Here is a 21174-nt window from a genome sequence, read left to right as displayed (position 1 = left end):
AAACACGAGCCGCCGGACGGGCTGGATATCCAGCCCGTCCGGCGGGATATATCAGCCCGTCCGGCGTTTGAGGACGAACTCGGCGAAGCCGGTGATACTCCGGTACCCGGTGGGACCGCTCAGGGCGGCCGCCCCAAGGCTCAGTACCAGCCGTTGGCCTGCCAGTGGTTCCACGCGCCGACGGGGCTGCCGTAGCGGTCGTTCATGTAGTTCAGGCCCCACTCGATCTGCGTCTCGGGGTTGGTCTTCCAGTCGGCGCCCGCCGAGGCCATCTTCGAGGCGGGCAGCGCCTGGACCAGGCCGTAGGCGCCGGAGGAGGAGTTCGTCGCGTTGATGTCCCAGCCGCTCTCGTGCGAGACGATCTTGTCGAACGCGGCGAACTGCGCGGGGTCCGAGATCATCTTCTTGGCGATCGCCTTGGCGGACGTCGGGGCGGCGGCCGGGGCGGCGGCCTTCGTGGTGGTCGGGGTGGCTGCCTGGGCCGGGGCCGCGGCGAAGACCATGCCGGTGGCGGCTGCGGCGACGATGCCGCCGGTGATGGCCTTCTTCGGAGAAGCGATGCGGCGGATGAGCGAGGCGGACACAGAGGACCTTCCGGTGGGGGACGGGGTTGTCGCGCCGTATGCGTGGTACGTGGGGGACATACGGAGGCGCCGAGCCCCGTGGGGGTCGTCGGCGCCTTGCGACTCCTCCAGAGAAACAGGGCCGGGGCGCCGCCGCAATGCCCCCCTTTACTAGTGGAAGCCGCACTCGTGCCGAATGTCCCGTCTGTGACGTGGCTCTCAACCCCCAGGTCAGCCCGGCAATTGATGCGTGTACGTCAAGCTGCGGCAGCTACTGGCCTGCTTAGTAGAGGACCAAGGTCCTGTGGGGGGCCTCACGGATCCGGGGCCTCGATGTGACGGAGAGCTGAGGAACCCCTACGGCTTCGGCGCCTCGAATGTGACCGGCGCCTCGAAAGCCGCACGGCGCGTGGCCCGGCGCAGCGCCTTCAGGACGGCCGGGCCGAGCGCGAGACTCAGCAGGACCGTGACGACGGCCCGGGGCAGGTCCCAGCCGAGCGAGGTGGCCAGGCAGTACGCGATGAAGCGGCCGAGGTTCTCCGCGAGGGGGTCGCCCGGCATGAAGGAGACGCCGGTGGCCATCTTGTCGAGGTAGGGCCAGCCCTGGAGGTTCATGGCCGTGCCGTACAGGACGGAGGAGACCGCTCCGTACGCCGCGAGCAGCCACAGCTCGCGGCGCCCCCGCAGGCTGTCGGCGCCGGGGAGCAGCCCCGCGCCCATGCAGACCCAGCCCATCGACAGCATCTGGAACGGCATCCACGGGCCGACGCCCCCGGTGAGCAGCGCCGACGCGAACATCGACACCGCCCCGAGCACGAACCCGAAGCCGGGCCCGAGCACTCGCCCGCTCAGCACCATCAGAAAGAACATCGGCTCGATGCCGGCCGTGCCCGCGCCCAGCGGCCGCAGCGCGGCGCCCGCGGCGGCCAGTACGCCCAGCATGGCGATGGCCTTCGCGTTCAGGCCGACGTCCGCGATGGTCGCCACGACCACGGCGAGCAGCAGCGGCAGCAGCGCCGCGAACAGCCAGGGCGCGTCCCCGGCGTGCTCACTGAACCCCGAGCCGCGGCCCGCCAGGAGCGGCCACCCGAAGACGACCACGCCCACCGCGCTGACCAGCGCGAGCGCGGCGACGGAGCGGGGCCCTAGGCGGACGGGCCGAACTCGCGGGGCGACCCCCACGCGGGTCCGGGGGACGGCTCTCATGAGGCCCCCTCCGCTGTGTCCGGCGGGTGGGGCACCTGCGTCGCGTCCAGCGCCCGCCGTACCTGCGTCACGGTCAGCCACTCCTGCGGCGCCAGGATCTTTGTGACCTGTGGGGCGAAGGACGGTGAGGACACCACGACCTGTGGGGTCGGGCCGTCCGCGACGATCTCGCCGTCCGCGAGGATCACCACGCGGTGGGCGATCTCGGCGGCCAGTTCCACGTCATGCGTGGCCAGCACGATCGCGTGTCCCTCGGCCGCGAGGCCCCGCAGGATCGTCACCAGGCGGGACTTGGCCGCGTAGTCCAGGCCGCGGGTCGGCTCGTCCAGGAGGAGAAGGGGAGGGCGCGAGGTCAGCACGATCGCCAGGGCGAGCGCGAGGCGCTGGCCCTCGGAGAGGTCCCGGGGGTGCGTGTCGTCGGCGATGCCGGGCAGCAGCTCGCTCACCAGGGCGCGGCAGGCGCCGGGCTCGGCGTCCGCGTCCCGGTCGGCGGCGGCGCACTCGGCGGCCACGGTGTCCGCGTACAGCAGGTCGCGCGGTTCCTGCGGGACCAGGCCGACGTGCCGGATCAGCTGCCGGGGAGCGGTGCGGTGGGGGACGGCGCCGCCGACGCGGACGGTGCCCGAGGTGGGTTCGAGGAGGCCGACCAGGGTGGACAGGAGGGTGGACTTGCCGGCGCCGTTGCGGCCCATCAGGGCGACGGTCTCGCCGGAGGTGACGGTGAGGTCGACGCGGCGCAGCGCCTCGACGCGGCCGCGGCGCAGGGCGAGGCGTTCGACGGCCGCGGCGGGTGCCGCCCGGTCGGGCGTACGTTGTTCTCTGCGCAGCCGGGGCCGCCGCCACCGGCCCGGGGCCCGCTCCGGGGGCCGTACGGCCGTCGTCTCCTGGCGTGGCCGCTCCTCGGCGAGCCGCTCCCGCAGCGCGCCCGCCCTGCGCCGCGCGTCCCGCACGGTCAGCGGCAGCGGCGACCAGCCCGCGAGGCGGCCGAGCGCGACCACCGGCGGATACACGGGGGAGCGGGCCATCAGGGCGGCCGGGTCGCCGAGCACCGGAGGCTCGCCCGGCGCCGCGAGCAGCAGCACCTGGTCCGCGTACTGCACGACCCGCTCAAGCCGGTGCTCGGCCATCAGCACGGTCGTGCCGAGGTCGTGGACGAGCCGCTGGAGCACGGCGAGGACCTCTTCGGCGGCGGCCGGGTCGAGCGCGGAGGTCGGTTCGTCGAGGACGAGGACCTCGGGGTGCGGGGTGAGGACGGAGCCGATCGCGACGCGCTGGCGCTGTCCTCCGGAGAGCGTGGCGATGGGCCGGTCGCGCAGTTCGGCGAGGCCGAGCAGGTCCAGGGTCTCCTCGACCCGCCTGCGCATCACCTCGGGGGCGAGGCCGAGCGACTCCATGCCGTAGGCCAGCTCGTCCTCGACGGTGTCCGTCACGAAGTGCGCGAGGGGGTCCTGGCCGACCGTGCCGACGAGGTCGGCGAGTTCGCGGGGCTTGTGCGTACGGGTGTCGCGACCGGCCACGGTCACCCGCCCGCGCAGCGTGCCGCCGGTGAAGTGCGGCACGAGCCCGCTGACCGTGCCGAGCAGCGTCGACTTGCCGACCCCGGACGGGCCGACGAGCAGCACCAGCTCGCCTTCGGGGACGGTGACATCGACCCCCTGGATGGTGGGCCCCGCGCTCCCCTCGTACGTCACGGAGACGTCCTCGAAGCGGATCATGAGGTCTCCTCCTCGGGAGGAACGGGAAGGGGCACGGGGGCGGAGGCGGGGGCCTGTTCCCCCGTGGGTACCGGCGCCACGACGGCAGGCAGCAGGCCGATCAAGGCTGCTGCCGCCGGCCACAGCGGGAGCGTCGGGGTGGTGAGCGGGACGACGCCGGGGTGCAGGGCCGTGAAGTCGTACGACGCGGCCCAGATCGTCAGGGCCGCCACGGCGAGGCCCGAGCCGGAGACCAGCCAGGCCCGCACGCCCCACGCGTCGGGCCGGTAGCGGGTGCGCACGGCGCGGCGCCCGCCGAGCCGCAGCCCCGCGAGCGCGGCGAGCAGCCCGGCGGCCAGGGCGGGCAGTCCGTAGGACGTACCCTGCGCGGTCAGCAGTCCGTACGCGCCCACGCATACGCCCGTCAGACCGCCCAGCGTCAGCACGGCGGTGAGCCTGCGCACGCCCACCGGTACCGCCGCGCTGCGGCCGAAGCCGCGCGCGTCCATCGCGGCGGCCAGCGCGACCGACCGCTCAAGGGCGCCTTCCAGGACCGGGAGGCCGACCTGGAGCAGCCCGCGCATCCCGCTGTCCGACCGCCCCCGCAGCCGCCGCGCGGCCCGCAGCCGCTGCACGTCCGCGACGAGGTTCGGCGCGAAGGTCATCGCCACGACGACGGCGACCCCCACCTCGTACAGCGCGCCCGGCAGCGACTTCAGCAGCCGGGACGGGCTCGCGAGGGCGTTGGCGGCGCCGACGCAGATCAGCAGGCCCGCCAGCCTGATCCCGTCGTAGAGCGCGAAGACCAGGCCCTCCGCCGTGACCCGGCCGCCGATCCGCACGCCCTTGGCCCAGTCGGGCAGCGGCACCTCGGGCAGCGTCACGAGGATGTGCGTGCCCGGGATCGGCGAGCCGAGCACGATCGCGAAGACCAGCCGGATGCCGATGACGATCAGACCCAGCTTCACGAACGCGCCGTACGACTTGGCCCATGGGGCCGAGGTCCGCCGGGCCGCCACGACATAGCCCGCGACGCCGATCAGCATTCCGATCAGCAGCGGGTTGGTCGTCCGGGACGCGGCGGTGCCGAGCCCGAGCGCCCACAGCCACCAGGCGCCCGGGTGCAGGGCGTTGCTCCGGTGCGCCTCGGGGGCGAGGCGGCGCCGCAGGAGGCCGGGCGCGCCGCTGCCGTGGTCCGTCGTCATCGTGCTGTCCGTGTCCCGGGCCGCGTCAGCCGCGGCGGCGCCGGGCCTGCCAGAACGCGGCACCGCCGAGCAGCACGATCGCGGCGATCCCGGCGACGATGCCGAGGGAGGGCCCGCCGTCTTCCTCGTCCTCGTCCGTCTTCGGCTGCGCCTCTGTGGTCACGGTGTCGCTGGAGACCAGCTCGCCGCAGCCCGACTCCGGGTAGCCGTCGATGGCGCACAGCAGCGCCCTGCTGTCGTAGCGCAGCGGCTTGGCGACCGAGGCGAGCGCGTCCGCGCTGGTGGCGTCCTCGGCGACCCGCGCGCACGCCATCCGGGGCGCGGGCGGCGTCTCGCCGGCGGGGGCGTCCTTGGGCGTGCCGAAATCGATGACCAGCGCCACCCGCTTGCGGCCGTCCTCGGCGGGAGTGCTCGCGCAGATGTCCTTGAAGCCGGCGGGGCCGCGCGGCTCGGCGGAGTCCTTCGAGTCGTCGGAGACCGAGAAGCGGAAGCCCTGCACGTCGCCGTCCTCGGGCCGGGCGGTGCCGGGCCCCTGACTGGCGTACGTCCAGGTGGAACCGGACCGCTCCCAGAACGACCAGTAGCGGTAGTCGGCGGCCTGGGCGGGCGCGGCGGCGAGGACGCCCAGCAGCGCGGCGACGAGCGCCACGACCACCTGGCGGCCGCGCCGCACACGGCCCCGCGTCACAGCTGCCGCTTCTTGCGGTTGCCGCTGTACAGGAAGCCGATGCCGATGCCGGCGACCATGCCGACGCCGATGATCCACCAGATGCTGACGCCGTCGTCCTTCTTCTCGTCCGAGTCCGAGTCCGAGGCGGAGTCCGAGGCGGACGGGGACTTCGAGGCGGTCTGCGGGGGCGGGCCCTGGGCGTTGAGCTGCTTGACGAGGTCGGCGCCGCCGAAGTCGCGCGGGTCCATGCCCGCCGCGTGGGCGGCGAGGACCAGCTGGGCGTAGGCGGCGGGGCCCGACTTCTCCGCCCAGTCCGCGGAGTTCTCCGCGAGCCACTGGGCGGACTTCCCGGCCTGGTCCTGCTGTCCCGCGGCGGCGAGGGCGAGCACGGAGTCGGCGGTGTTGCCGAAGTCCGGCACGTCACCGGCGCCGGACAGGTGGTCGTCCTGGTCGGCGAGCGTCTTCAGAAGGTAGCCCGTGCCGTTGCTCGCGGCCTGCGAGGCGGTGTCCGCCTTCGCGCACTTGGGCGCGGTGTTCGCCGCCTTCTTGGCGGGCTCCACGACCAGGCCCTTGCCGAGGCTGCCGAGCACACCGGCCGCGGTGGCGTCGGCGTTCGGCGTGAGCTTCTTGGACTTGGCGTCGGCGAGGCCGAAGGCGCCGTGTTCCTTGCCGCAGTCCATGACGAGCTTCGGCAGCGCGTCGTAGGCGGACTTGCCGTCCTGGGACTTGACGTCCGCGGGGTTCTGGCCCGCGGCGACGAGCGCGCCGACCACGATGCCGGTCGAGTTCGCGTCGGTGGGCAGGCCGGGGTTGTAGCCCCAGCCGCCGTCGGTGTTCTGCACGGACCTCAGCCACTGGACGCTCTTCTTGACCGTCTTGTCCTGGTGGCCGAGCGCGGCGAGGGCCTGCACGGCGGCGGCGGTGGAGTTGCTGTCGACCGGCGTCTTGGAGTTGCAGGGCTCGCTCGCGCCGGCGCGGTAGGCCGCGTAGCCGCCGCTCGCGCACTGCTGCCCGGTCAGCCAGTCGACGGCCTTCTCGGCGGGCTCGACGCCCGCGGTGTGCTGGGCGAGCAGGGCGTACGACTGGCGGAAGACGCCGTCGAACTCGGGGTCGGTCTTGCCGTAGAGGCCGGAAGGGAGCGCGGTCGAGGGCGACGGCTTCGCGTCGTCCGCGAAGGCGGCCGGTGCGGCGGCCGAGCCGAACACGGCGACGGCGGCCAGGACCGCGGCGCTGCGGCGAACGTTCATGATGCGGCGGGTTGCCTCTCCCTGCGGGGAGCGGGGCGGCACGGGCCGTGCGGGCACGGCTTCCGGGCGGCTCCGGCTCCGTATACCTCGACGGTGCCGCTCATCGGGGGCCCCGATGAAACGAGCCGGTCACGTTCCGCACGGGGCATTCCGGCTCACCACTCCCGGTGGCATACGGCTGCGGGTCAGCGCCGGATTCGCACCGGCTTCCCCCTGCGCGGACGTGAGGACGACCCGGCCACTCTACCGGCCCGGGCCGGGGGACCCCTCGGGTCACACCGCCACGTACGTCACCGGATCGCTGCCCGCCACCGCCTCCGCCCGCCCCAGCTTGACCAGGCGCCGCACATGGGCCTCGGCCTCCGAGACCGCGATGGTGCGCGAGCCGTGGGGGATCTCGGCCCAGGGGCGGTTCCACTCCATGCGCTCGGCGAGCCGCCAGGGGGTGAGGGGCTCGGCGAGGAGGGTGAGGAGGCCGGTCAGGCGTTCCTCGTGGTGGGCCAGGAGCTCGCGGACGCGGGAGGGGGCGTCGGTGAACGCCCGCTGGTGCGCGGGCAGCACCTCGGCCGGGTCCAGGCGGCCGACGCGCTCCAGGGAGTCCAGGTAGTCACCGAGGGGGTCGGTGACGGTGTCGTCGTCCGGGTCCTCGTACAGGCCGATGTGCGGGGTGATGCCGGGCAGGAGGTGGTCACCGGAGAAGAGGCGGCCGTTGCCCCGCAGCCCCGCCGGGTGGTCCTCCTCCAGGTGCAGGCAGACGTGGCCGGGGGTGTGGCCGGGCGTCCAGATCGCGCGCAGGCGGCGGCCGGGCAGCGCGAGCAGCTCGCCGGGGGTGATGGCGCGGTCGGGCAGGGCGGGGTCGAGGCCGGGCAGTCCGCGGGGGCGGCCCTGTTCCCGGGCGCGGACCAGGGGGGCGACGTGCTCGGCGGGGGCGCCCGCGGCGGTGAGCTTCGCGGCCATGTAGCCGTACCAGCGCTCGGGCGGATTGGAGCGGGTGCGGCGCACCACACAGGCGTCGGCCTCGTGCATCGCGATCCACGCCCCGGACGCCTCGCGGACCTTCGCGGAGAGGCCGTGGTGGTCGGGGTGGTGGTGGGTGATGACCACGCCGTGCACGTCCTCGGCCGCGACGCCGCACGCGGCGAGCCCGGCGGTCAGCGTGGCCCAGGACGTCGGGTCGTCCCAGCCGGTGTCGATGAGGACCGGGCCGCTCCCGGTGTCCAGGAGGTGGACGAGGGTGAAGCCGAGGGGGTTGTCCGGGATGGGGACCTTGATGCTCCAGACGCCGCCGCCGTGCTCGATCACCGGCGGGCCGTTCGGCCGCTCGCCGCTCACCTGCGTCATGGGCGCCTCGTCTCTTGTCGCCGGGTGGCCTCACTCGTCGCCGGGTGCCCTCACTATAACTAGAACTGGTTCCAATGGTCGCCCAAGTCGACCGGTTCTCGCGCGAGTTGGTTCGAGCGGTCCTGTCGCGGTCACCTTCTCGGCCGCCGCGTCGTCGTAGGGGCGTACATCCGAGAACCGCAAGGAGCCGACCGTGTTCATCGCCCATGTCATCTGCACCGTGCTGGCCGTCCTGGCCAATGTCTTCGCGGCCGTCATGGACTACGTCCGTCATCCCGCGGTGCTCGCCAACATGGACCGGGTGGACGTGCCGCGCCCCTGGCTGTTCCCGCTGGCGCACGCCAAGCTGGCGGGCGCGGCGGGTCTCCTGGCGGGTCTCGCCGTGCCGCTGATCGGCGTGGCCGCCGGGGCCGGCCTCGTCCTCTTCTTCACGGGCGCCGTCCTCACTCATCTGCGCGCCCGCGTGTACGCGCTCCAAGCGCCGCTGCTCTTCGGGGCGTTGGCGGCGTCCGCCCTGCTCACCGGGGTCGCTCACCGGGGGATCTGACACCGCCGTGGACTCCTGGAAGTAGAACTGGTATCAGTTCCAGGAACGGTCCGAGACGGAGACAGAAGGCGCCCCGCAGGAGGCAGTCAGCCATGACGGAGCTCGTGGAACACGGACAGCTGTTCATCGGCGGGGAGTTGGTGGACCCGCTCGGCAAGGGCGTCATCGACGTCGTCTCCCCGCACACCGGCGAGGTCTTCGCCCGTGTGCCGCACGCGGCCCCCGCCGACGTGGACCGCGCCGTCGCCACCGCGCGCAGGGCGTTCGACCACGGGCCCTGGCCACGGATGACCCTGGACGAGCGGATCGAGGTCATCACCAAGATCAAGGACGGCTTCGCGGTACGCCACGAGGAGATCGCCCGCGTCATCAGCTCCGAGAACGGCACCCCGTACACCTCCAGCGTGATGGTGCAGGCCCTCGCCGCGATGATGGTGTGGGACGCGGCGATCACCGTCGCCCGCGACTTCCCTTACGAGGAGACGCGCGACGGAGTCCTCGGGAAGCTGCTCGTGCGCCGCGAGCCGATGGGCGTCGTCGCGGCCGTCATCCCCTGGAACGTCCCGCAGTTCACCGCCGCCGCCAAGCTCGCCCCCGCGCTGCTCGCGGGGTGCCCGGTGGTCCTGAAGACCTCGCCCGAGGCGCCGCTCGACGCGTACATCCTCGCCGAGCTGGCCGCGGAGGCGGGTCTTCCGGAGGGCGTGCTCTCGATCATCTCCGCCGACCGCGAGGTCAGCGAGTACCTCGTCGGGCACCCCGGCGTCGACAAGGTGTCCTTCACCGGCTCCGTCGGCGCGGGCAAGCGCGTCATGGAGGTCGCGGCCCGCAACCTCACCCGCGTCACCCTGGAGCTGGGCGGCAAGTCCGCCGCGGTGATCCTCCCCGACGCCGACGCGGCGAGCGCGGTGGCGGGCATCGTGCCGTTCGCCTGGATGCTCAACGGTCAGGCGTGCGTGGCCCAGACCCGCATCCTCGTGCCCCGCGCCCGCTACGACGAGTTCGCCGAGGCCTTCTCCGCCGCCGCGTCCGCACTGAAGGTCGGCGACCCCATGGACCCCGCCACCGAACTCGGCCCGCTCGTCGCCAGGCGCCAGCAGCAGCGCTCCCTGGACTACATCCGCATCGGCCAGGAGGAGGGCGCCAAGATCCTCGCGGGCGGCGGCCGCCCCGCCGGACTCGACCAGGGCTGGTACGTCGAGCCGACCCTCTTCGGCGGCGTCGACAACTCGATGCGCATCGCCCGCGAGGAGATCTTCGGCCCCGTCATCTGCCTGCTGCCGTACGGCGACGAGATCGAGGCCGTACAGATCGCCAACGACTCCGACTACGGCCTCAGCGGCAGCGTCTGGACCGCCGACGTCGAGCGCGGCATCGACATCGCGCGCCGGGTGCGCACGGGAACGTACTCCGTGAACACCTTCAGCCTCGACATGCTCGGACCCTTCGGCGGCTACAAGAACTCCGGCCTGGGGCGCGAGTTCGGGCCCGAGGGGTACGGCGAGTACTTCGAGCACAAGATGATCCACCTGCCGGCCGGGTACGAAGGGGCCGGTGCCTGATGGGCGACCGCTGGCACGTCGAGGTCGACCGGTCGGTCTGCATCGGCTCGGGCATGTGCGTGCTCACCGCGCCCGGCGGCTTCACGCTGGACACCGCCCGGCAGTCCCACCCCACCGTGCCCGAGGGCGACGCCGACGAGCAGGTGCTCGAAGCCGCCGAGGGCTGCCCGGTCGAGGCGATCACCATCACGCTGGCCGACAGCGGGGAGGTGGTCTTCCCACCGGAGGACTGAGGCACGGCGAACAGACACCCGCGCCTTACGCCCGGGGCTCTGCCGTCAGATCGATGAGGCGGCAGACGGTCTCGATGTCGATCTTCACCTGGGCGATCGACGCCCGCCCCGACAGCCAGGTGATCAGCGCGGAGTGCCAGGTGTGCTCGATGACCCGCACGGCGGAGAGCTGCCGGGCGGTCGGCGGCTCGGTCAGCCCCATCGCGTCCAGGATGATCGCCGTCGTCAGGCGCGAGACGGTGTCGACCTCGGGGCTCACCGAGCGGTCGGCGAAGGTCAGGGCCCGGACCATCGCGTCCGCCAGGTGCGGCTCGCGCTGTAGCGCGCGGAAGGCCCGCATCAGCGTCTCGGCGACCCGCTCCGCGGGCGTCTCGCCGGCCGGCGGGCGCTTGCGGATCGTCGTGTGCATGTGCTGGAGCTGGTCCTGCATGGTGGCGACCAGCAGATGCACCTTGGAGGGGAAGTAGCGGTAGAGCGTGCCGAGGGCGACCCCGGCGGCCTCGGCGACCTCGCGCATCTGCACCGCGTCGAAACCGCCCCGGCTGGCCAGTTGGGCGCTGGCGTGCAGGATGCGGCGGCGGCGCGCCTCCTGGCGCTCGGTGAGGGCCGGCGTCGCAGGGCTGGCCGCCTTGGCTTCCGCTGTCATGTAGATGCCCCTTTGGAAAACGCCTCACGAGATCGCACAGCATGGCAGGGAGCCCGTCGTGGCGCGAATCACCTGATCCGGGCCTTACACCTCGCCTACCTGCCGGTAGATTCAAAGCTCGTCCAACGATCAAGTCTGAAACTTGTTCTAGATTACCGTCCCGGCGTAACCTCGCGGACAACTGCACGGAGAAGGGGGCCGAGAGTGACCGCTGAGGCCATGGAGGCGGGTCCCCGGAAGGGTTCCGACGCCGACGGCGACCGTCCGTTGCGCATCGCCCTCCTCACGTACAAGGGGAACCCGTTCTGCGGGGGACAGGGCGTCTACGTACGTCATCTCTCCCGCGAGCTCGCCCGGCTCGGCCACAGCGTCGAAGTGATCGGCTCCCAGCCCTACCCCGTCCTCGACGAGGGCGAGGGGCTCGAAGGACTCAAGCTCACCGAGCTGCCGAGCCTGGACCTCTACCGCTCGCCGGACCCCTTCCGCACGCCGAGGCGCGACGAGTACCGCGACTGGGTCGACGCCCTCGAAGTGGCGACCATGTGGACCGGCGGCTTCCCCGAGCCCGCCACGTTCAGCCTGCGGGCCCGGCGCCACCTGCGGGCCCGGCGCGGCGACTTCGACGTCGTACACGACAACCAGACCCTCGGGTACGGCCTGTTGGGCGACCTCGGCGCGCCCCTGGTCACCACGGTCCACCACCCCATCACCGTCGACCGGCAGCTGGAGCTGGACGCCGCGCCCGACTTCAAGCGCCGTATGTCCGTCCGCCGCTGGTACGCGTTCACGCGCATGCAGAAGCGCGTCGCGCGCCGCCTCCCGTCGGTCCTGACCGTCTCCGGCACCTCCCGCCAGGAGATCATCGACCACCTCGGGGTGCGCGCGGACCGCATCGACGTCGTCCACATCGGCGCCGACACCGGCCTCTTCTCACCCGACCCGGCCGTGCCCGAGGTGTCCGGCCGGATCGTCACGACGTCCAGCGCCGACGTACCGCTCAAGGGCCTGGTCCACCTCGTCGAGGCGCTCGCCGAGGTCCGCGCCGAGCACCCCGGCGCCCACCTCGTCGTCGTCGGCAAGCGCGCCGAGGACGGGCCCGTCGCCCGGGCCATCGAGCGCCACGGCCTCGAAGGCTCCGTCGAGTTCGTCAAGGGCATCACCGACGCCGAGCTGGTCGACCTCGTCCGCTCGGCGCAGGTCGCCTGCGTCCCGTCGCTGTACGAGGGGTTCTCCCTCCCCGCGGCCGAGGCGATGGCGACGGGCACGCCGCTCCTGGCGACCACCGGCGGCGCGATCCCGGAGGTCGCGGGCCCCGACGGCGAGACCTGCCTCGCGGTGCCGCCGGGCGACGCGGGGGCGCTGGCGCTCGGCCTGAAGCGGCTCCTCGGCGACCGCGAGCTGCGGGCGCGCCTCGGCCACGCGGGCCGTCAGCGGGTGCTGAGGAAGTTCACCTGGGCGCAGGCCGCCAAGGGAACGGCCGACCGCTACCGCGACGCCATGAGCCGCTCCGCGGCCACGAACCCCGGCCGCCCCGCGGCCACCCCGACGTACTCCGGGAGCCATCGCTGATGCTGACCGTCGACTTCACCCGCTTCCCGCTCGCCGCGGGCGACCGCGTCCTGGACCTGGGCTGCGGCGCGGGCCGGCACGCCTTCGAGTGCTACCGGCGGGGCGCCCAGGTGGTGGCCCTCGACCGGAACGCCGAGGAGATCCGCGAGGTCGCCAAGTGGTTCGCCGCGATGAAGGAGGCGGGCGAGGCCCCGGCGGGGGCCACGGCCACCGCCATGGAGGGCGACGCGCTCAACCTCCCCTTCCCCGACGCGTCGTTCGACGTCGTGATCATCTCCGAGGTCATGGAGCACATCCCCGACGACAAGGGCGTACTCGCCGAGATGGTCCGCGTCCTCAGGCCCGGCGGCCGCATCGCCGTGACCGTCCCGCGCTACGGCCCCGAGAAGGTCTGCTGGGCCCTCTCCGACGCCTACCACGAGGTCGAGGGCGGCCACATCCGCATCTACAAGGCCGACGAACTCCTCGCCAGGATGCGGGAGTCGGGCCTCAAGCCGTACGGCACCCACCACGCGCACGCGCTGCACGCGCCGTACTGGTGGCTGAAGTGCGCGTTCGGCGTCGACAACGACAAGGCGCTCCCCGTACGCGCCTACCACAAGCTGCTCGTCTGGGACATCATGAAGAAGCCCCGCGCCACCCGGGTGGCCGAGCAGCTGCTCAACCCCGTCGTCGGCAAGAGCTTCGTGGCGTACGCGACCAAGCCGCACCTCCCGAAGGCCACGGCCGACGCCACCGCCGACGCCGCGGCGGCCGCCAAGTGACGAGCCCGGAGCGGACCGAACACCTCGTCCTGCCCGGCGTCCTGACGGCCAATCAGGCCACGGCGACGGTACGCGGCATCCTCGCCGTCCAGCGCGAGGACGGCGCCATCCCGTGGTTCCGCGGCCACCACCTCGACCCGTGGGACCACACCGAGGCCGCCATGGCCCTGGACGCGGCGGGCGAGCACGCGGCCGCCGGGCGCGCCTACGACTGGCTGGCCCGGCACCAGAACCCGGACGGCTCCTGGTACGCGGCGTACGCCGACGGGGATCCGCACGACGTCACCGACCGCGGCCGCGAGACCAACTTCTGCGCGTACATCGCCGTCGGCGTCTGGCACCACTACCTCGCCACCGGCGACGAGGCGTTCCTGGACCGCATGTGGCCCACCGTGGTCGCCGCCGTCGAGTTCGTCCTCGCGCTCCAGCGGCCCGGCGGGCAGATCGGCTGGAAGCGGGAGGCCGACGGCACACCGGTCAACGACGCGCTGCTCACCGGCTCCTCGTCGATCCACCAGGCGCTGCGCTGTGCCCTCGCCGTCGCCGAGCAGCGCGGAGAGCCGCAGCCCGGCTGGGAGTTGGCGGTCGGGGCCCTCGCGCACGCGATCCGCCACCACCCCGAGCGCTTCCTCGACAAGGGCCGCTACTCGATGGACTGGTACTACCCGGTCCTCGGCGGCGCGCTGACCGGCGAGGAGGCCACGGCCCGCATCAAGGAGGGCTGGGACTGCTTCGTGGTACCGGACCTCGGCGTGCGCTGCGTGGCGCCCAACCCCTGGGTCACCGGCGGCGAGAGCGCCGAACTGGCCATGGCCCTGTGGATGGTGGGCGAGTCGGACCGCGCCCTGGAGATCCTCCAGTCCATCCAGCACCTGCGCGACCCGAAGAGCGGCCTGTACTGGACGGGCTACGTCTTCGACGACAAGGCCGTCTGGCCCGAGGAGCTGACGACCTGGACGGCGGGCTCGCTGCTCCTGGCCGTGGCGGCGCTCGGCGGCGACGAGGCGACCTGCGCGGTCTTCTCCGGCGAGCACCTGCCGCGGGGCCTCGACCCCGAGTGCTGCGGGGCGCCGCGGTAGCGACGGGGTGCGGCGGGCGCCTCAGTACCGGCGCAGGCGGCCCGCGACCGCGTGGCCGACGAGCAGGTACACGACCGCCGCGAGGCCGTAGCCCGCGACGACCCTGGCCCAGGCCGCGTCGAAGGTGAACAGGTCGTGGGACCACCCCGCGAGCCACCGGGCCACGTCGTGGACGAACTGGACGAGGTCGTTGGCGCGATTGGCGTCCAAGAGGTACATCAGGATCCACAGCCCGAGGATCAGGGCCATGACATCCGCGATGACCATGATGATCTGCGCTGCGCTGTTGCCGCGTGTGCGTCGACCGGGGGACATGCCGGCCGGGTACCGGGCTCGCGCCCGGCGAAACCCGGACGGGCCCGCCCCGGTGGCGGCACCCGGCGGCCGGGGTGAGGCTGCCCGGAGGACCGCTCACCTCTGGAGGCCGCTGCCGTGCTCAGCTCCGTACCCGTCCGCCGTGCCGGAGTCTCCCTCACCCTGTGCTGCACCCTGCTCGTCGGCGCGACGGCCTGCGGCGACGACGGCAAGGAGACCAAGGCCGCCGCGCCGTCCCCCAGCAACAGCGCCGAGAAGCAGAAGTTCGCCAAGACGCGGTTCGTCGCGAACGCGGGGCTCGCCGCAGGGGCGACGTATCAGTGGATCGTGAAGCCGTTCCGCGCGGGCAAGTTCAAGAAGGGCGCGAGCGGCCGGAAGGTCGCCCTGGTCAAGGCGGGCCTCGCGGGCGCGTTCACGTACAACAGGCTGAAGGCGGCGACGAAGAACGCGAAGGGCGACCCGACGCTCTCCAAGGCCGTGGCGCCGCTCACGGCCGGCATCGACGCGCTGAAGGACCTGCCGTCCAAGCTCCGCAAGGGCGAGGGGACGGACTCGGTCGTGAACTCCTTCGAGGAAATCATCAAGGACGTCAAGGGCGCGGGCAGCAGCGCGGGCGCGGAGGTCAAGGACAAGGTGCCCTCGGCGGGCGAACTGCGCAAGGGCTAGCCCGCGCCTAGGAGTTGAGCTCGGCGAGGACACGCAGGGTGTGCGGGTCCGGGGCGAGCACCAGGAGGTCGGTGACCGGGCCCGCGCGCCACAGCGCCAGGCGCTCGGCGATGCGCTCGCGCGGGCCGACCAGGGAGATCTCGTCGGCGAAGGCGTCGGGCACGGCGAGCACGGCCTCCTCCCTGCGCCCGGCGAGGAACAGCTTCTGGATGTGCCGCGCCTCCTCCTCGTACCCCATGCGCGCCATCAGGTCGGCGTGGAAGTTGCGGGCGGAGTCCCCCATGCCGCCGATGTAGAAGCCGAGCATGGCCTTGACGGGCAGCAGACCTTCGGCGACGTCGTCGCAGACCCTGGCCCGCGCCATCGGGGCGATCGTGAAGTCGTCCCGCAGCCCGGTGAGCGAGGCGTCGTAGACGTCCGTGCGCGTCGGCGACCAGTACAGCGGCAGCCAGCCGTCCGCGATCCGGGTCGTCTGCGCGATGTTCCTGGGCCCCTCGGCGCCGAGCAGGACCGGCAGCTCCGCCCGCAGCGGATGGGTGATCGGCTTGAGCGCCTTGCCGAGGCCGGTGCCGTCCTCGCCCCGGTAGGGGTGGGCGTGGAAGCGGCCGGCCAGCTCCACCGGGCGTTCGCGGCGCAGCACTTGGCGGACGACGTCGACGTACTCGCGTGTCGCGGTCAGCGGCGACTTCGGGAAGGGCCGCCCGTACCAGCCCTCCACCACCTGCGGCCCGGAGAGACCGAGGCCGAGCAGCATCCGGCCGCCGGAGAGGTGGTCGAGCGTGAGCGCGTGCATGGCCGTGGTGACCGGGGAGCGCGCCGCCATCTGCGCGACGGCCGTGCCCAGCTTGATCCGTGAGGTGTGCGCGGCGATCCAGGTCAGCGGCGTGAAGGCGTCCGAGCCCCAGGCCTCGGCGGTCCACACCGAGTCGTAGCCGAGCCGCTCGGCCTCCTGGGCGAGGGCGAGATGCCCGGGGTCGGGGCCGCGCCCCCAGTAGCCGAGTGCGAGCCCGAGCCGCATGCGCCCTCCCAGACACCGGAGCGGAACTGACGGTACGTCAAGTGCTGGGTGACTGTACGACAACGGCCCCCCGCCCGGAAGGGCGAGGGGCCGCGAGGTGCCGGGGCGGATCAGCCGCGCTGGATCCCCGTGGTGTCCTGGAGGACGCCGCGGCGGCCGTCCTGCGTCTGGGCCACCAGGCCGGGGCCGCGCTGCTCGACGGCCAAGTACCAGGTGCCAGGCGCCAGTTCGGCGATCGGCGTGGGCGAGCCGTCCTCCGCGTACAGCGGACGCGGCACCGGCACGGCGAACCAGAACGGCGAGAAGTCACCGGCCGGCTGCGCCTGCGCGGGCGGCGGGGTCTGCCCGGCCTGCGGCTGCGGCTGACCGCCGAAGGACTGCCCCTGCGGCTGGCCGGGCTGGCCGCCGTAGGGAGCACCCGGCTGCGGCTGGCCCGCACCGGCGCCCGGGTAGCCGTAGCCACCCTGCGGCTGACCGCCGTAGGGCTGCGGGGCGGCCGGCCGCGGGGCGCCCATGAGCGGGGCCTTCAGCGCCGGGACGAGCTGCGTGGCGACCGCGGCGGCGGCGAGCACCAGGGCGGCGATCAGGCCGAGGATGAGGCCCACACCGGCGTCGGGGGAGTCACTGTTGCCGCCGACGATGTCGAAGTAGAAGCCGTACGACTGGTCGGTGTCGAAGATCGCGCCGAGCGAGCTGAGGGCGGCGGCGATGGTGAACGCCACACCGAGCTGGCCGAGGTCCAGGCCCGCGACCTTGCGCTGCTGCGGCAGCGCGCGGCCCATGACGATGAGCGCCGCGCCGATGATGCCGAGCAGATAGACGCTGATCAGCAGGTTGCCGTTCTCCCAGGCGTTGGGGAACTTGTCGCTGTCGGCGCCGTCGGGGTCCAGCGTGTTGAGGAACGAGGCGATGAAGAGCAACACCGCTGCTCCGATCACCACGCCGTCGCCTCGAGTGAGGGAGCGGAAATTCACTTCAGGTCCTTCGTCAGTCGTCTCGTCAGTGGAGGCGTCGCTGTCGCCGTAGTCGCGTTCGTGTCGCGGTGCGCGAAGCGCGGGGGTGGCCCCTCATCGTAGGGAGGACAATATCGTCCGTACACACGGGGTGTCTGCTCGGGATAAAGACGTGCACGCCTTGATACGAGGACGTTCACGCGCTACCCCCGCAGGAATCCGCCGATTCCCTCAGAAATGCCCAGCGCCGCCTTCTGCCGCCACACGTCGCTCTTCAGGAGCGCCGCGTCCTTCGCGTCCCGCATGTTGCCGCACTCGATGAACACCTTGGGCACGGTCGACAGATTGAGGCCGCCGAGATCGCTGCGGACGTCGAGGCCGGTGCCGCCGCCGACGTAGTTGGAGGGGGCGCTTCCGGTCGCGCCCACGAAGGCTCCGGCGATGCGCTCGCCCAGCTCCTTGGAGGGCGCCACGATCGCGGAGGTGTCGGCCGCGCCGCCCTTCACCTTCGCGGGCAGGATCACGTGGTAGCCGCGGTTGCCCGCGCCCGAGCCGTCGGCGTGGATGGAGACCACCGCGTCGGCCTTGGCCTCGTTGCCGATCCGGGCGCGCTCGTCGACGCACGGGCCCCAGGGGCGGTCGCCGTCCTGGGTGAACTTGACCGTGGCGCCCTGCTCCTCGAGCAGCGTGCGCAGGCGGCGGGCGACGTCCAGGGTGAACTTCGCCTCCGTGTAGCCGTCGTTGGTGGACGTGCCGGTGGTGTCGCACTCCTTGCGGTTCGTCCCGATGTCGACCTGGCGGTTGATCTCGGCGGTGTGGCTGAAGTTGCCGGTGTTGTGGCCGGGGTCGACGACGACGATCTTGCCCTTGAGGGGGCCGTTCGCGGCGGGCCGGTGCGGGGACGGCTTCGTACTCGAATCGTTGCCGTCGCCCTTGCCGTCCTTGCCGTCCTTGTCCGTTTCCTTCCCCTTCTCCTTCCCCTTGTTGGAGTCCGAGGAGGGGGAGTCGGCTCCGGAAGGGGTGGACCGCTCGGCGGAGGCGCTCGGGGACGCCGGCATGGATCTCGCCGGTTCGTTCCCGCCGGGGCCGTCCGCCGCCTGGTAGATCAGCCAGCCCGCCAGGAAGGTGGGCACCAGCGCGGCCACCGTCACGGTCAGCGGGTGGCCGAGGCGGCGCCTGGGCGGCTGGGAGGGATCGAATTCCGGACCTACGTACGACACGAGAGCGAGCCTATCCGCGCGGTCCGATCCCCGCTCCCGTTCGCCGCAGCACGCGCAGCGAGTCGACCGCGGAGACCTCGGTGAACGCGCCGGACGCCAGAGCCCTGAGGTAGACGCGGTACGGCGCCTGACCAGTCATGATGTCGACGGGGTCCGGGAACACGTCGTGGATCACGAGCAGCCCGCCCTCGGCGATGTGCGGCGCCCAGCCCTCGTAGTCGGCGGTGGCGTGTTCGTCCGTATGGCCGCCGTCGACGAAGACCAGGCCGAGCGGACCGCCCCACGCCTTCGCCACCTGCGGCGAGCGGCCGACGACCGCGATCACGTGGTCCTCCAGGCCCGCCCGGTGCAGGGTGCGCCGGAAGGTGGGCAGCGTGTCCATCAGGCCGACCTCGGGATCGACCGTCCGGGGGTCGTGGTACTCCCAGCCCGGCTGCTGCTCCTCGCTGCCGCGGTGGTGGTCCACGGTGATCGCGATGCCCCCGGCCCGCCGGGCCGCGTCGGCGAGCAGGATCGTGGAGCGGCCGCAGTACGTGCCGACCTCCAGGAGCGGCAGCCCGAGCGCGGCGGCCTCGGTCGCGGCCGCGTACAGCGCGAGCCCCTCGCCGCGCGGCATGAAGCCCTTGGCGGCCTCGAACGCGGCGAGGATCTCCGGCTCGGGCTCGGCGGCCATGGGTTCCTCCAGCTCGGTGGCCATGGGGTTCCTCCAGGTCGTACGCAGGTATGGGCGCCCATGATGCACGCCACCCCCGCCACCGGAGTGACGGGGGTGCGGGGAGGGGGCGGACCTCAGGCCGGTACGTCGCCGCCGTCCCGGGAGCCGGACAGGGCGAGGTCGACCCGCACCGGCCGCTCGTCACCGTGGTAGGCCGCCGCCGAGGCGCGCGGCGTGTGGCCCGAGGCGGTGGCCGCGAGGACGTAGGAGCCGTCGGCCGGGACGGCCAGGGCGTAGCGGCCCTCGTCGTCGGTGAGGGCGGCGCCCGCCTGCTTGCCGCGGCGGTCGATCAGCGTCACCTTGGCGCGGGCCAGCGGTGCGCCGTCGGCGCTGTGCACCTGCCCCTGGAAGCCGGCGAGGGCCTTGGTCGCGCGCTCCAGGTTGGCGTCCTCCTCGCTGCTGGCGCGCAGCTGCGTGGTGGTGGAGCGGCGCGCGGAGGGCAGCAGCAGGGCGAAGAGGAGCCCGATGACGACCGCGCCGGTGGCGATGAGGAAGGAGACGCGGAAGCCGTGCATGGTGGGCACGGCGGCCCCGCCGACGTGGTCCGCGGTGTTGGCGAGGACCATGCCGATCACGGCGGACGACACCGAGGTGCCGATGGAGCGCATCAGGGTGTTGAGGCCGTTGGCCGCACCGGTCTCGGAGGGGTCGACGGAGCCGATGATGAGCGCGGGCAGCGAGGAGTAGGCGAGGCCGATGCCCGCGCCGAGGACCACCGAGATGACGATGGTCTGCCAGGCGGCGCTCATCAGGCCGAGGCCCGCGCCGTAGCCGACCGCGATGATCACCATGCCGAGGATGAGGGTGGTCTTCGGGCCGTACTTGGCCGAGAGCCGGGCGTAGACGGGGGCCGTGAACATCATCGTCAGGCCGAGCGGCATCACGCACAGGCCCGCGACGACCATCGACTGGCCGAGGCCGTAGCCGGTCGCGGACGGCAGCTGGAGCAGCTGCGGCAGGACGAGCGAGACGGCGTAGAAGGCGACGCCGACCATGATCGAGGCGAGGTTGGTGAAGAGCACCGGGCGGCGGGCCGTGGTGCGCAGGTCCACCAGCGGCGCCTTCACGCGCAGCTCCATCACGCCCCACAGGATCAGGACGACGGCCGCGGCGGCGAAGAGACCGAGGGTGGTGCCCGAGGTCCAGCCCCAGTCGCTGCCCTTGGTGATCGGCAGCAGGAACAGCACGAGCCCCGCGGAGAGGCCGAGCGCGCCCAGCACGTCGAAGGTGCCCTCGGCCCGCATCGGGCTCTCCGGAACGAAGACGACGGTCAGCAGCATCGCGAGGACACCGAGGCCCGCGGCGCCGAAGAACAGCGCGTGCCAGTCGGCGTGCTGCGCGGTGAGCGCGGCGAGCGGCAGGGCGAGACCGCCGCCGACGCCGATGGAGGAGCTCATCAGGGCCATGGCCGAGCCGAGCTTCTCGCGGGGCAGCTCGTCACGCATCAGGCCGATGCCGAGCGGGATGGCGCCCATGGCGAAGCCCTGGAGCGCGCGGCCCACGATCATCACGATCAGATCGTCGGTGAAACCGCAGACCAGCGAGCCGACGACCATCACGGCAAGGCTGCTGAGCAGCATCTTCCGCTTGCCGAAGAGATCCCCGAGGCGGCCCATGATCGGCGTGGCGACGGCGCCCGCGAGCAGGGTCGACGTCATGACCCAGGTGGCGTTCGACGGGGTGGTGCCCAGCAGGGTCGGCAGGTCCTTGATGACCGGCACGAGCAGTGTCTGCATCACCGCGACGACGATGCCGGAGAAGGCGAGTACGGGGACGACTCCGCGTATGCCGCGTGGGTGGGTCGTCGTCATCGACATTGCGTGGGGCCTCCGGGGCGGGATGCGGGCTCGGCGGGAGCGCGGGTGGTCGACAGGAGTACGTGTAGCTCGAACCTGTTTCCCTGGGCGACTATTCCGACGGGTGTCGTACGAGGGGAACTCTTGACCTTCTGTTAACCGATCCAT

Annotated in this window: 21 protein-coding genes and 1 riboswitch; of the genes, 7 read left to right on the top strand and 14 right to left on the bottom strand. The window is 72.8% G+C overall.

Annotated elements, in window-relative coordinates:
* Positions 1 to 140: 140 nt before the first annotated feature.
* The 7 genes from ACWDVB_RS12450 to ACWDVB_RS12420 form a co-directional block, all read right to left on the bottom strand.
* The gene (locus tag ACWDVB_RS12450; protein WP_451514613.1) at positions 141 to 584 is read right to left on the bottom strand and encodes an aggregation-promoting factor C-terminal-like domain-containing protein; all 444 of its coding nucleotides are present in this window, start codon (positions 582 to 584) and stop codon (positions 141 to 143) included.
* Between the two features lie 336 nt (positions 585 to 920).
* The gene (locus ACWDVB_RS12445; protein WP_451514612.1) at positions 921 to 1769 is read right to left on the bottom strand and encodes an ECF transporter S component; all 849 of its coding nucleotides are present in this window, start codon (positions 1767 to 1769) and stop codon (positions 921 to 923) included.
* Positions 1766 to 3484, bottom strand: a complete 1719-nt coding sequence (locus ACWDVB_RS12440) for an ABC transporter ATP-binding protein (protein WP_451514611.1) — start codon at positions 3482 to 3484, stop codon at positions 1766 to 1768. The genes ACWDVB_RS12445 and ACWDVB_RS12440 overlap by 4 nt, the downstream gene beginning before the upstream one ends.
* Entirely contained in the window at positions 3481 to 4668 is a 1188-nt protein-coding gene (locus ACWDVB_RS12435) for an energy-coupling factor transporter transmembrane component T (RefSeq protein ID WP_451514610.1), read from the bottom strand. The genes ACWDVB_RS12440 and ACWDVB_RS12435 overlap by 4 nt, the downstream gene beginning before the upstream one ends.
* Positions 4669 to 4693: 25 nt before the next feature.
* On the bottom strand, positions 4694 to 5356 hold the full coding sequence (locus ACWDVB_RS12430) for an SCO2322 family protein (RefSeq protein WP_451514609.1): 663 nt from the start codon (positions 5354 to 5356) through the stop codon (positions 4694 to 4696).
* On the bottom strand, positions 5353 to 6585 hold the full coding sequence (locus tag ACWDVB_RS12425; protein WP_451514608.1) for a prenyltransferase/squalene oxidase repeat-containing protein: 1233 nt from the start codon (positions 6583 to 6585) through the stop codon (positions 5353 to 5355). The genes ACWDVB_RS12430 and ACWDVB_RS12425 overlap by 4 nt, the downstream gene beginning before the upstream one ends.
* Before the next feature lie 143 nt (positions 6586 to 6728).
* Positions 6729 to 6798: riboswitch (cobalamin riboswitch) on the bottom strand.
* A 60-nt stretch (positions 6799 to 6858) separates the two neighbouring features.
* Entirely contained in the window at positions 6859 to 7926 is a 1068-nt protein-coding gene (locus ACWDVB_RS12420) for an MBL fold metallo-hydrolase (RefSeq protein ID WP_451514607.1), read from the bottom strand.
* 193 nt (positions 7927 to 8119) lie between these two features.
* Between ACWDVB_RS12420 and ACWDVB_RS12415 the strand changes: the two genes are divergently transcribed.
* From ACWDVB_RS12415 to ACWDVB_RS12405, 3 genes are all read left to right on the top strand, one after another.
* Positions 8120 to 8473 carry a DoxX family protein gene (locus ACWDVB_RS12415; protein WP_451514606.1) on the top strand — a complete coding sequence of 118 codons (354 nt, stop codon included), beginning with the start codon at positions 8120 to 8122 and terminating at the stop codon, positions 8471 to 8473.
* Positions 8474 to 8565: 92 nt separating this feature from the next.
* Complete coding sequence (locus ACWDVB_RS12410; protein ID WP_451514605.1) at positions 8566 to 10032, top strand: aldehyde dehydrogenase; 1467 nt, start codon at positions 8566 to 8568, stop codon at positions 10030 to 10032.
* Positions 10032 to 10265, top strand: a complete 234-nt coding sequence (locus ACWDVB_RS12405; protein ID WP_451514604.1) for a ferredoxin — start codon at positions 10032 to 10034, stop codon at positions 10263 to 10265. The genes ACWDVB_RS12410 and ACWDVB_RS12405 overlap by 1 nt, the downstream gene beginning before the upstream one ends.
* A 25-nt stretch (positions 10266 to 10290) precedes the next feature.
* Here ACWDVB_RS12405 and ACWDVB_RS12400 read toward each other — a convergent pair whose 3' ends face one another.
* Entirely contained in the window at positions 10291 to 10911 is a 621-nt protein-coding gene (locus ACWDVB_RS12400; protein ID WP_451514603.1) for a TetR family transcriptional regulator, read from the bottom strand.
* 204 nt (positions 10912 to 11115) lie between these two features.
* Between ACWDVB_RS12400 and ACWDVB_RS12395 the strand changes: the two genes are divergently transcribed.
* From ACWDVB_RS12395 to ACWDVB_RS12385, 3 genes are read left to right on the top strand one after another with little or no spacing between them, the layout of a single operon-like run.
* On the top strand, positions 11116 to 12480 hold the full coding sequence (locus ACWDVB_RS12395; RefSeq protein ID WP_451514602.1) for a glycosyltransferase family 4 protein: 1365 nt from the start codon (positions 11116 to 11118) through the stop codon (positions 12478 to 12480).
* Positions 12480 to 13244, top strand: coding sequence for a class I SAM-dependent methyltransferase (locus ACWDVB_RS12390; RefSeq protein ID WP_451514601.1), 765 nt, complete (start codon positions 12480 to 12482; stop codon positions 13242 to 13244). The genes ACWDVB_RS12395 and ACWDVB_RS12390 overlap by 1 nt, the downstream gene beginning before the upstream one ends.
* Complete coding sequence (locus tag ACWDVB_RS12385) at positions 13241 to 14323, top strand: prenyltransferase (RefSeq protein WP_451514600.1); 1083 nt, start codon at positions 13241 to 13243, stop codon at positions 14321 to 14323. The genes ACWDVB_RS12390 and ACWDVB_RS12385 overlap by 4 nt, the downstream gene beginning before the upstream one ends.
* 21 nt (positions 14324 to 14344) lie before the next feature.
* Here the strand turns inward: ACWDVB_RS12385 and ACWDVB_RS12380 are convergent, their stop codons facing one another.
* A complete protein-coding gene (locus ACWDVB_RS12380; protein WP_451514599.1) occupies positions 14345 to 14638 on the bottom strand; it encodes a hypothetical protein in 294 nt (97 codons plus the stop codon).
* A gap of 117 nt (positions 14639 to 14755) precedes the next feature.
* Between ACWDVB_RS12380 and ACWDVB_RS12375 the strand changes: the two genes are divergently transcribed.
* The gene (locus tag ACWDVB_RS12375) at positions 14756 to 15304 is read left to right on the top strand and encodes a hypothetical protein (RefSeq protein ID WP_451514598.1); all 549 of its coding nucleotides are present in this window, start codon (positions 14756 to 14758) and stop codon (positions 15302 to 15304) included.
* 7 nt (positions 15305 to 15311) lie between these two features.
* Here the strand turns inward: ACWDVB_RS12375 and ACWDVB_RS12370 are convergent, their stop codons facing one another.
* From ACWDVB_RS12370 to ACWDVB_RS12350, 5 genes are all read right to left on the bottom strand, one after another.
* Entirely contained in the window at positions 15312 to 16322 is a 1011-nt protein-coding gene (locus tag ACWDVB_RS12370) for an LLM class F420-dependent oxidoreductase (RefSeq protein ID WP_451514597.1), read from the bottom strand.
* A gap of 110 nt (positions 16323 to 16432) precedes the next feature.
* Positions 16433 to 17296 (bottom strand): hypothetical protein, encoded by an 864-nt coding sequence (locus tag ACWDVB_RS12365; protein ID WP_451514596.1) that lies wholly within the window; start codon positions 17294 to 17296, stop codon positions 16433 to 16435.
* A 182-nt stretch (positions 17297 to 17478) separates the two neighbouring features.
* Complete coding sequence (locus ACWDVB_RS12360) at positions 17479 to 18495, bottom strand: N-acetylmuramoyl-L-alanine amidase (protein WP_451514595.1); 1017 nt, start codon at positions 18493 to 18495, stop codon at positions 17479 to 17481.
* Between the two features lie 10 nt (positions 18496 to 18505).
* Positions 18506 to 19168 carry a class I SAM-dependent methyltransferase gene (locus ACWDVB_RS12355; protein ID WP_451514632.1) on the bottom strand — a complete coding sequence of 221 codons (663 nt, stop codon included), beginning with the start codon at positions 19166 to 19168 and terminating at the stop codon, positions 18506 to 18508.
* A 116-nt stretch (positions 19169 to 19284) separates the two neighbouring features.
* A complete protein-coding gene (locus ACWDVB_RS12350; RefSeq protein WP_451514594.1) occupies positions 19285 to 21027 on the bottom strand; it encodes an MFS transporter in 1743 nt (580 codons plus the stop codon).
* Positions 21028 to 21174 lie beyond the last annotated feature (147 nt).

The sequence above is a fragment of the Streptomyces sp. NPDC003379 genome (assembly GCF_053589195.1).
Note: the sequence above shows the minus strand (reverse complement) of the source record. Positions and strands in the feature narration are given on the sequence as shown.

Coding starts and splice junctions, on each gene's coding strand:
- ACWDVB_RS12445 (WP_451514612.1), bottom strand. CDS start 1,769: ATGAGAGCCGTCCCCCGGACCCGCGTGGGGGTCGCCCCGCGAGTTCGG.
- ACWDVB_RS12440 (WP_451514611.1), bottom strand. CDS start 3,484: ATGATCCGCTTCGAGGACGTCTCCGTGACGTACGAGGGGAGCGCGGGG.
- ACWDVB_RS12435 (WP_451514610.1), bottom strand. CDS start 4,668: ATGACGACGGACCACGGCAGCGGCGCGCCCGGCCTCCTGCGGCGCCGC.
- ACWDVB_RS12425 (WP_451514608.1), bottom strand. CDS start 6,585: ATGAACGTTCGCCGCAGCGCCGCGGTCCTGGCCGCCGTCGCCGTGTTC.
- ACWDVB_RS12420 (WP_451514607.1), bottom strand. CDS start 7,926: ATGACGCAGGTGAGCGGCGAGCGGCCGAACGGCCCGCCGGTGATCGAG.
- ACWDVB_RS12410 (WP_451514605.1), top strand. CDS start 8,566: ATGACGGAGCTCGTGGAACACGGACAGCTGTTCATCGGCGGGGAGTTG.
- ACWDVB_RS12405 (WP_451514604.1), top strand. CDS start 10,032: ATGGGCGACCGCTGGCACGTCGAGGTCGACCGGTCGGTCTGCATCGGC.
- ACWDVB_RS12400 (WP_451514603.1), bottom strand. CDS start 10,911: ATGACAGCGGAAGCCAAGGCGGCCAGCCCTGCGACGCCGGCCCTCACC.
- ACWDVB_RS12390 (WP_451514601.1), top strand. CDS start 12,480: ATGCTGACCGTCGACTTCACCCGCTTCCCGCTCGCCGCGGGCGACCGC.
- ACWDVB_RS12380 (WP_451514599.1), bottom strand. CDS start 14,638: ATGTCCCCCGGTCGACGCACACGCGGCAACAGCGCAGCGCAGATCATC.
- ACWDVB_RS12370 (WP_451514597.1), bottom strand. CDS start 16,322: ATGCGGCTCGGGCTCGCACTCGGCTACTGGGGGCGCGGCCCCGACCCC.
- ACWDVB_RS12355 (WP_451514632.1), bottom strand. CDS start 19,168: ATGGCCGCCGAGCCCGAGCCGGAGATCCTCGCCGCGTTCGAGGCCGCC.
- ACWDVB_RS12350 (WP_451514594.1), bottom strand. CDS start 21,027: ATGTCGATGACGACGACCCACCCACGCGGCATACGCGGAGTCGTCCCC.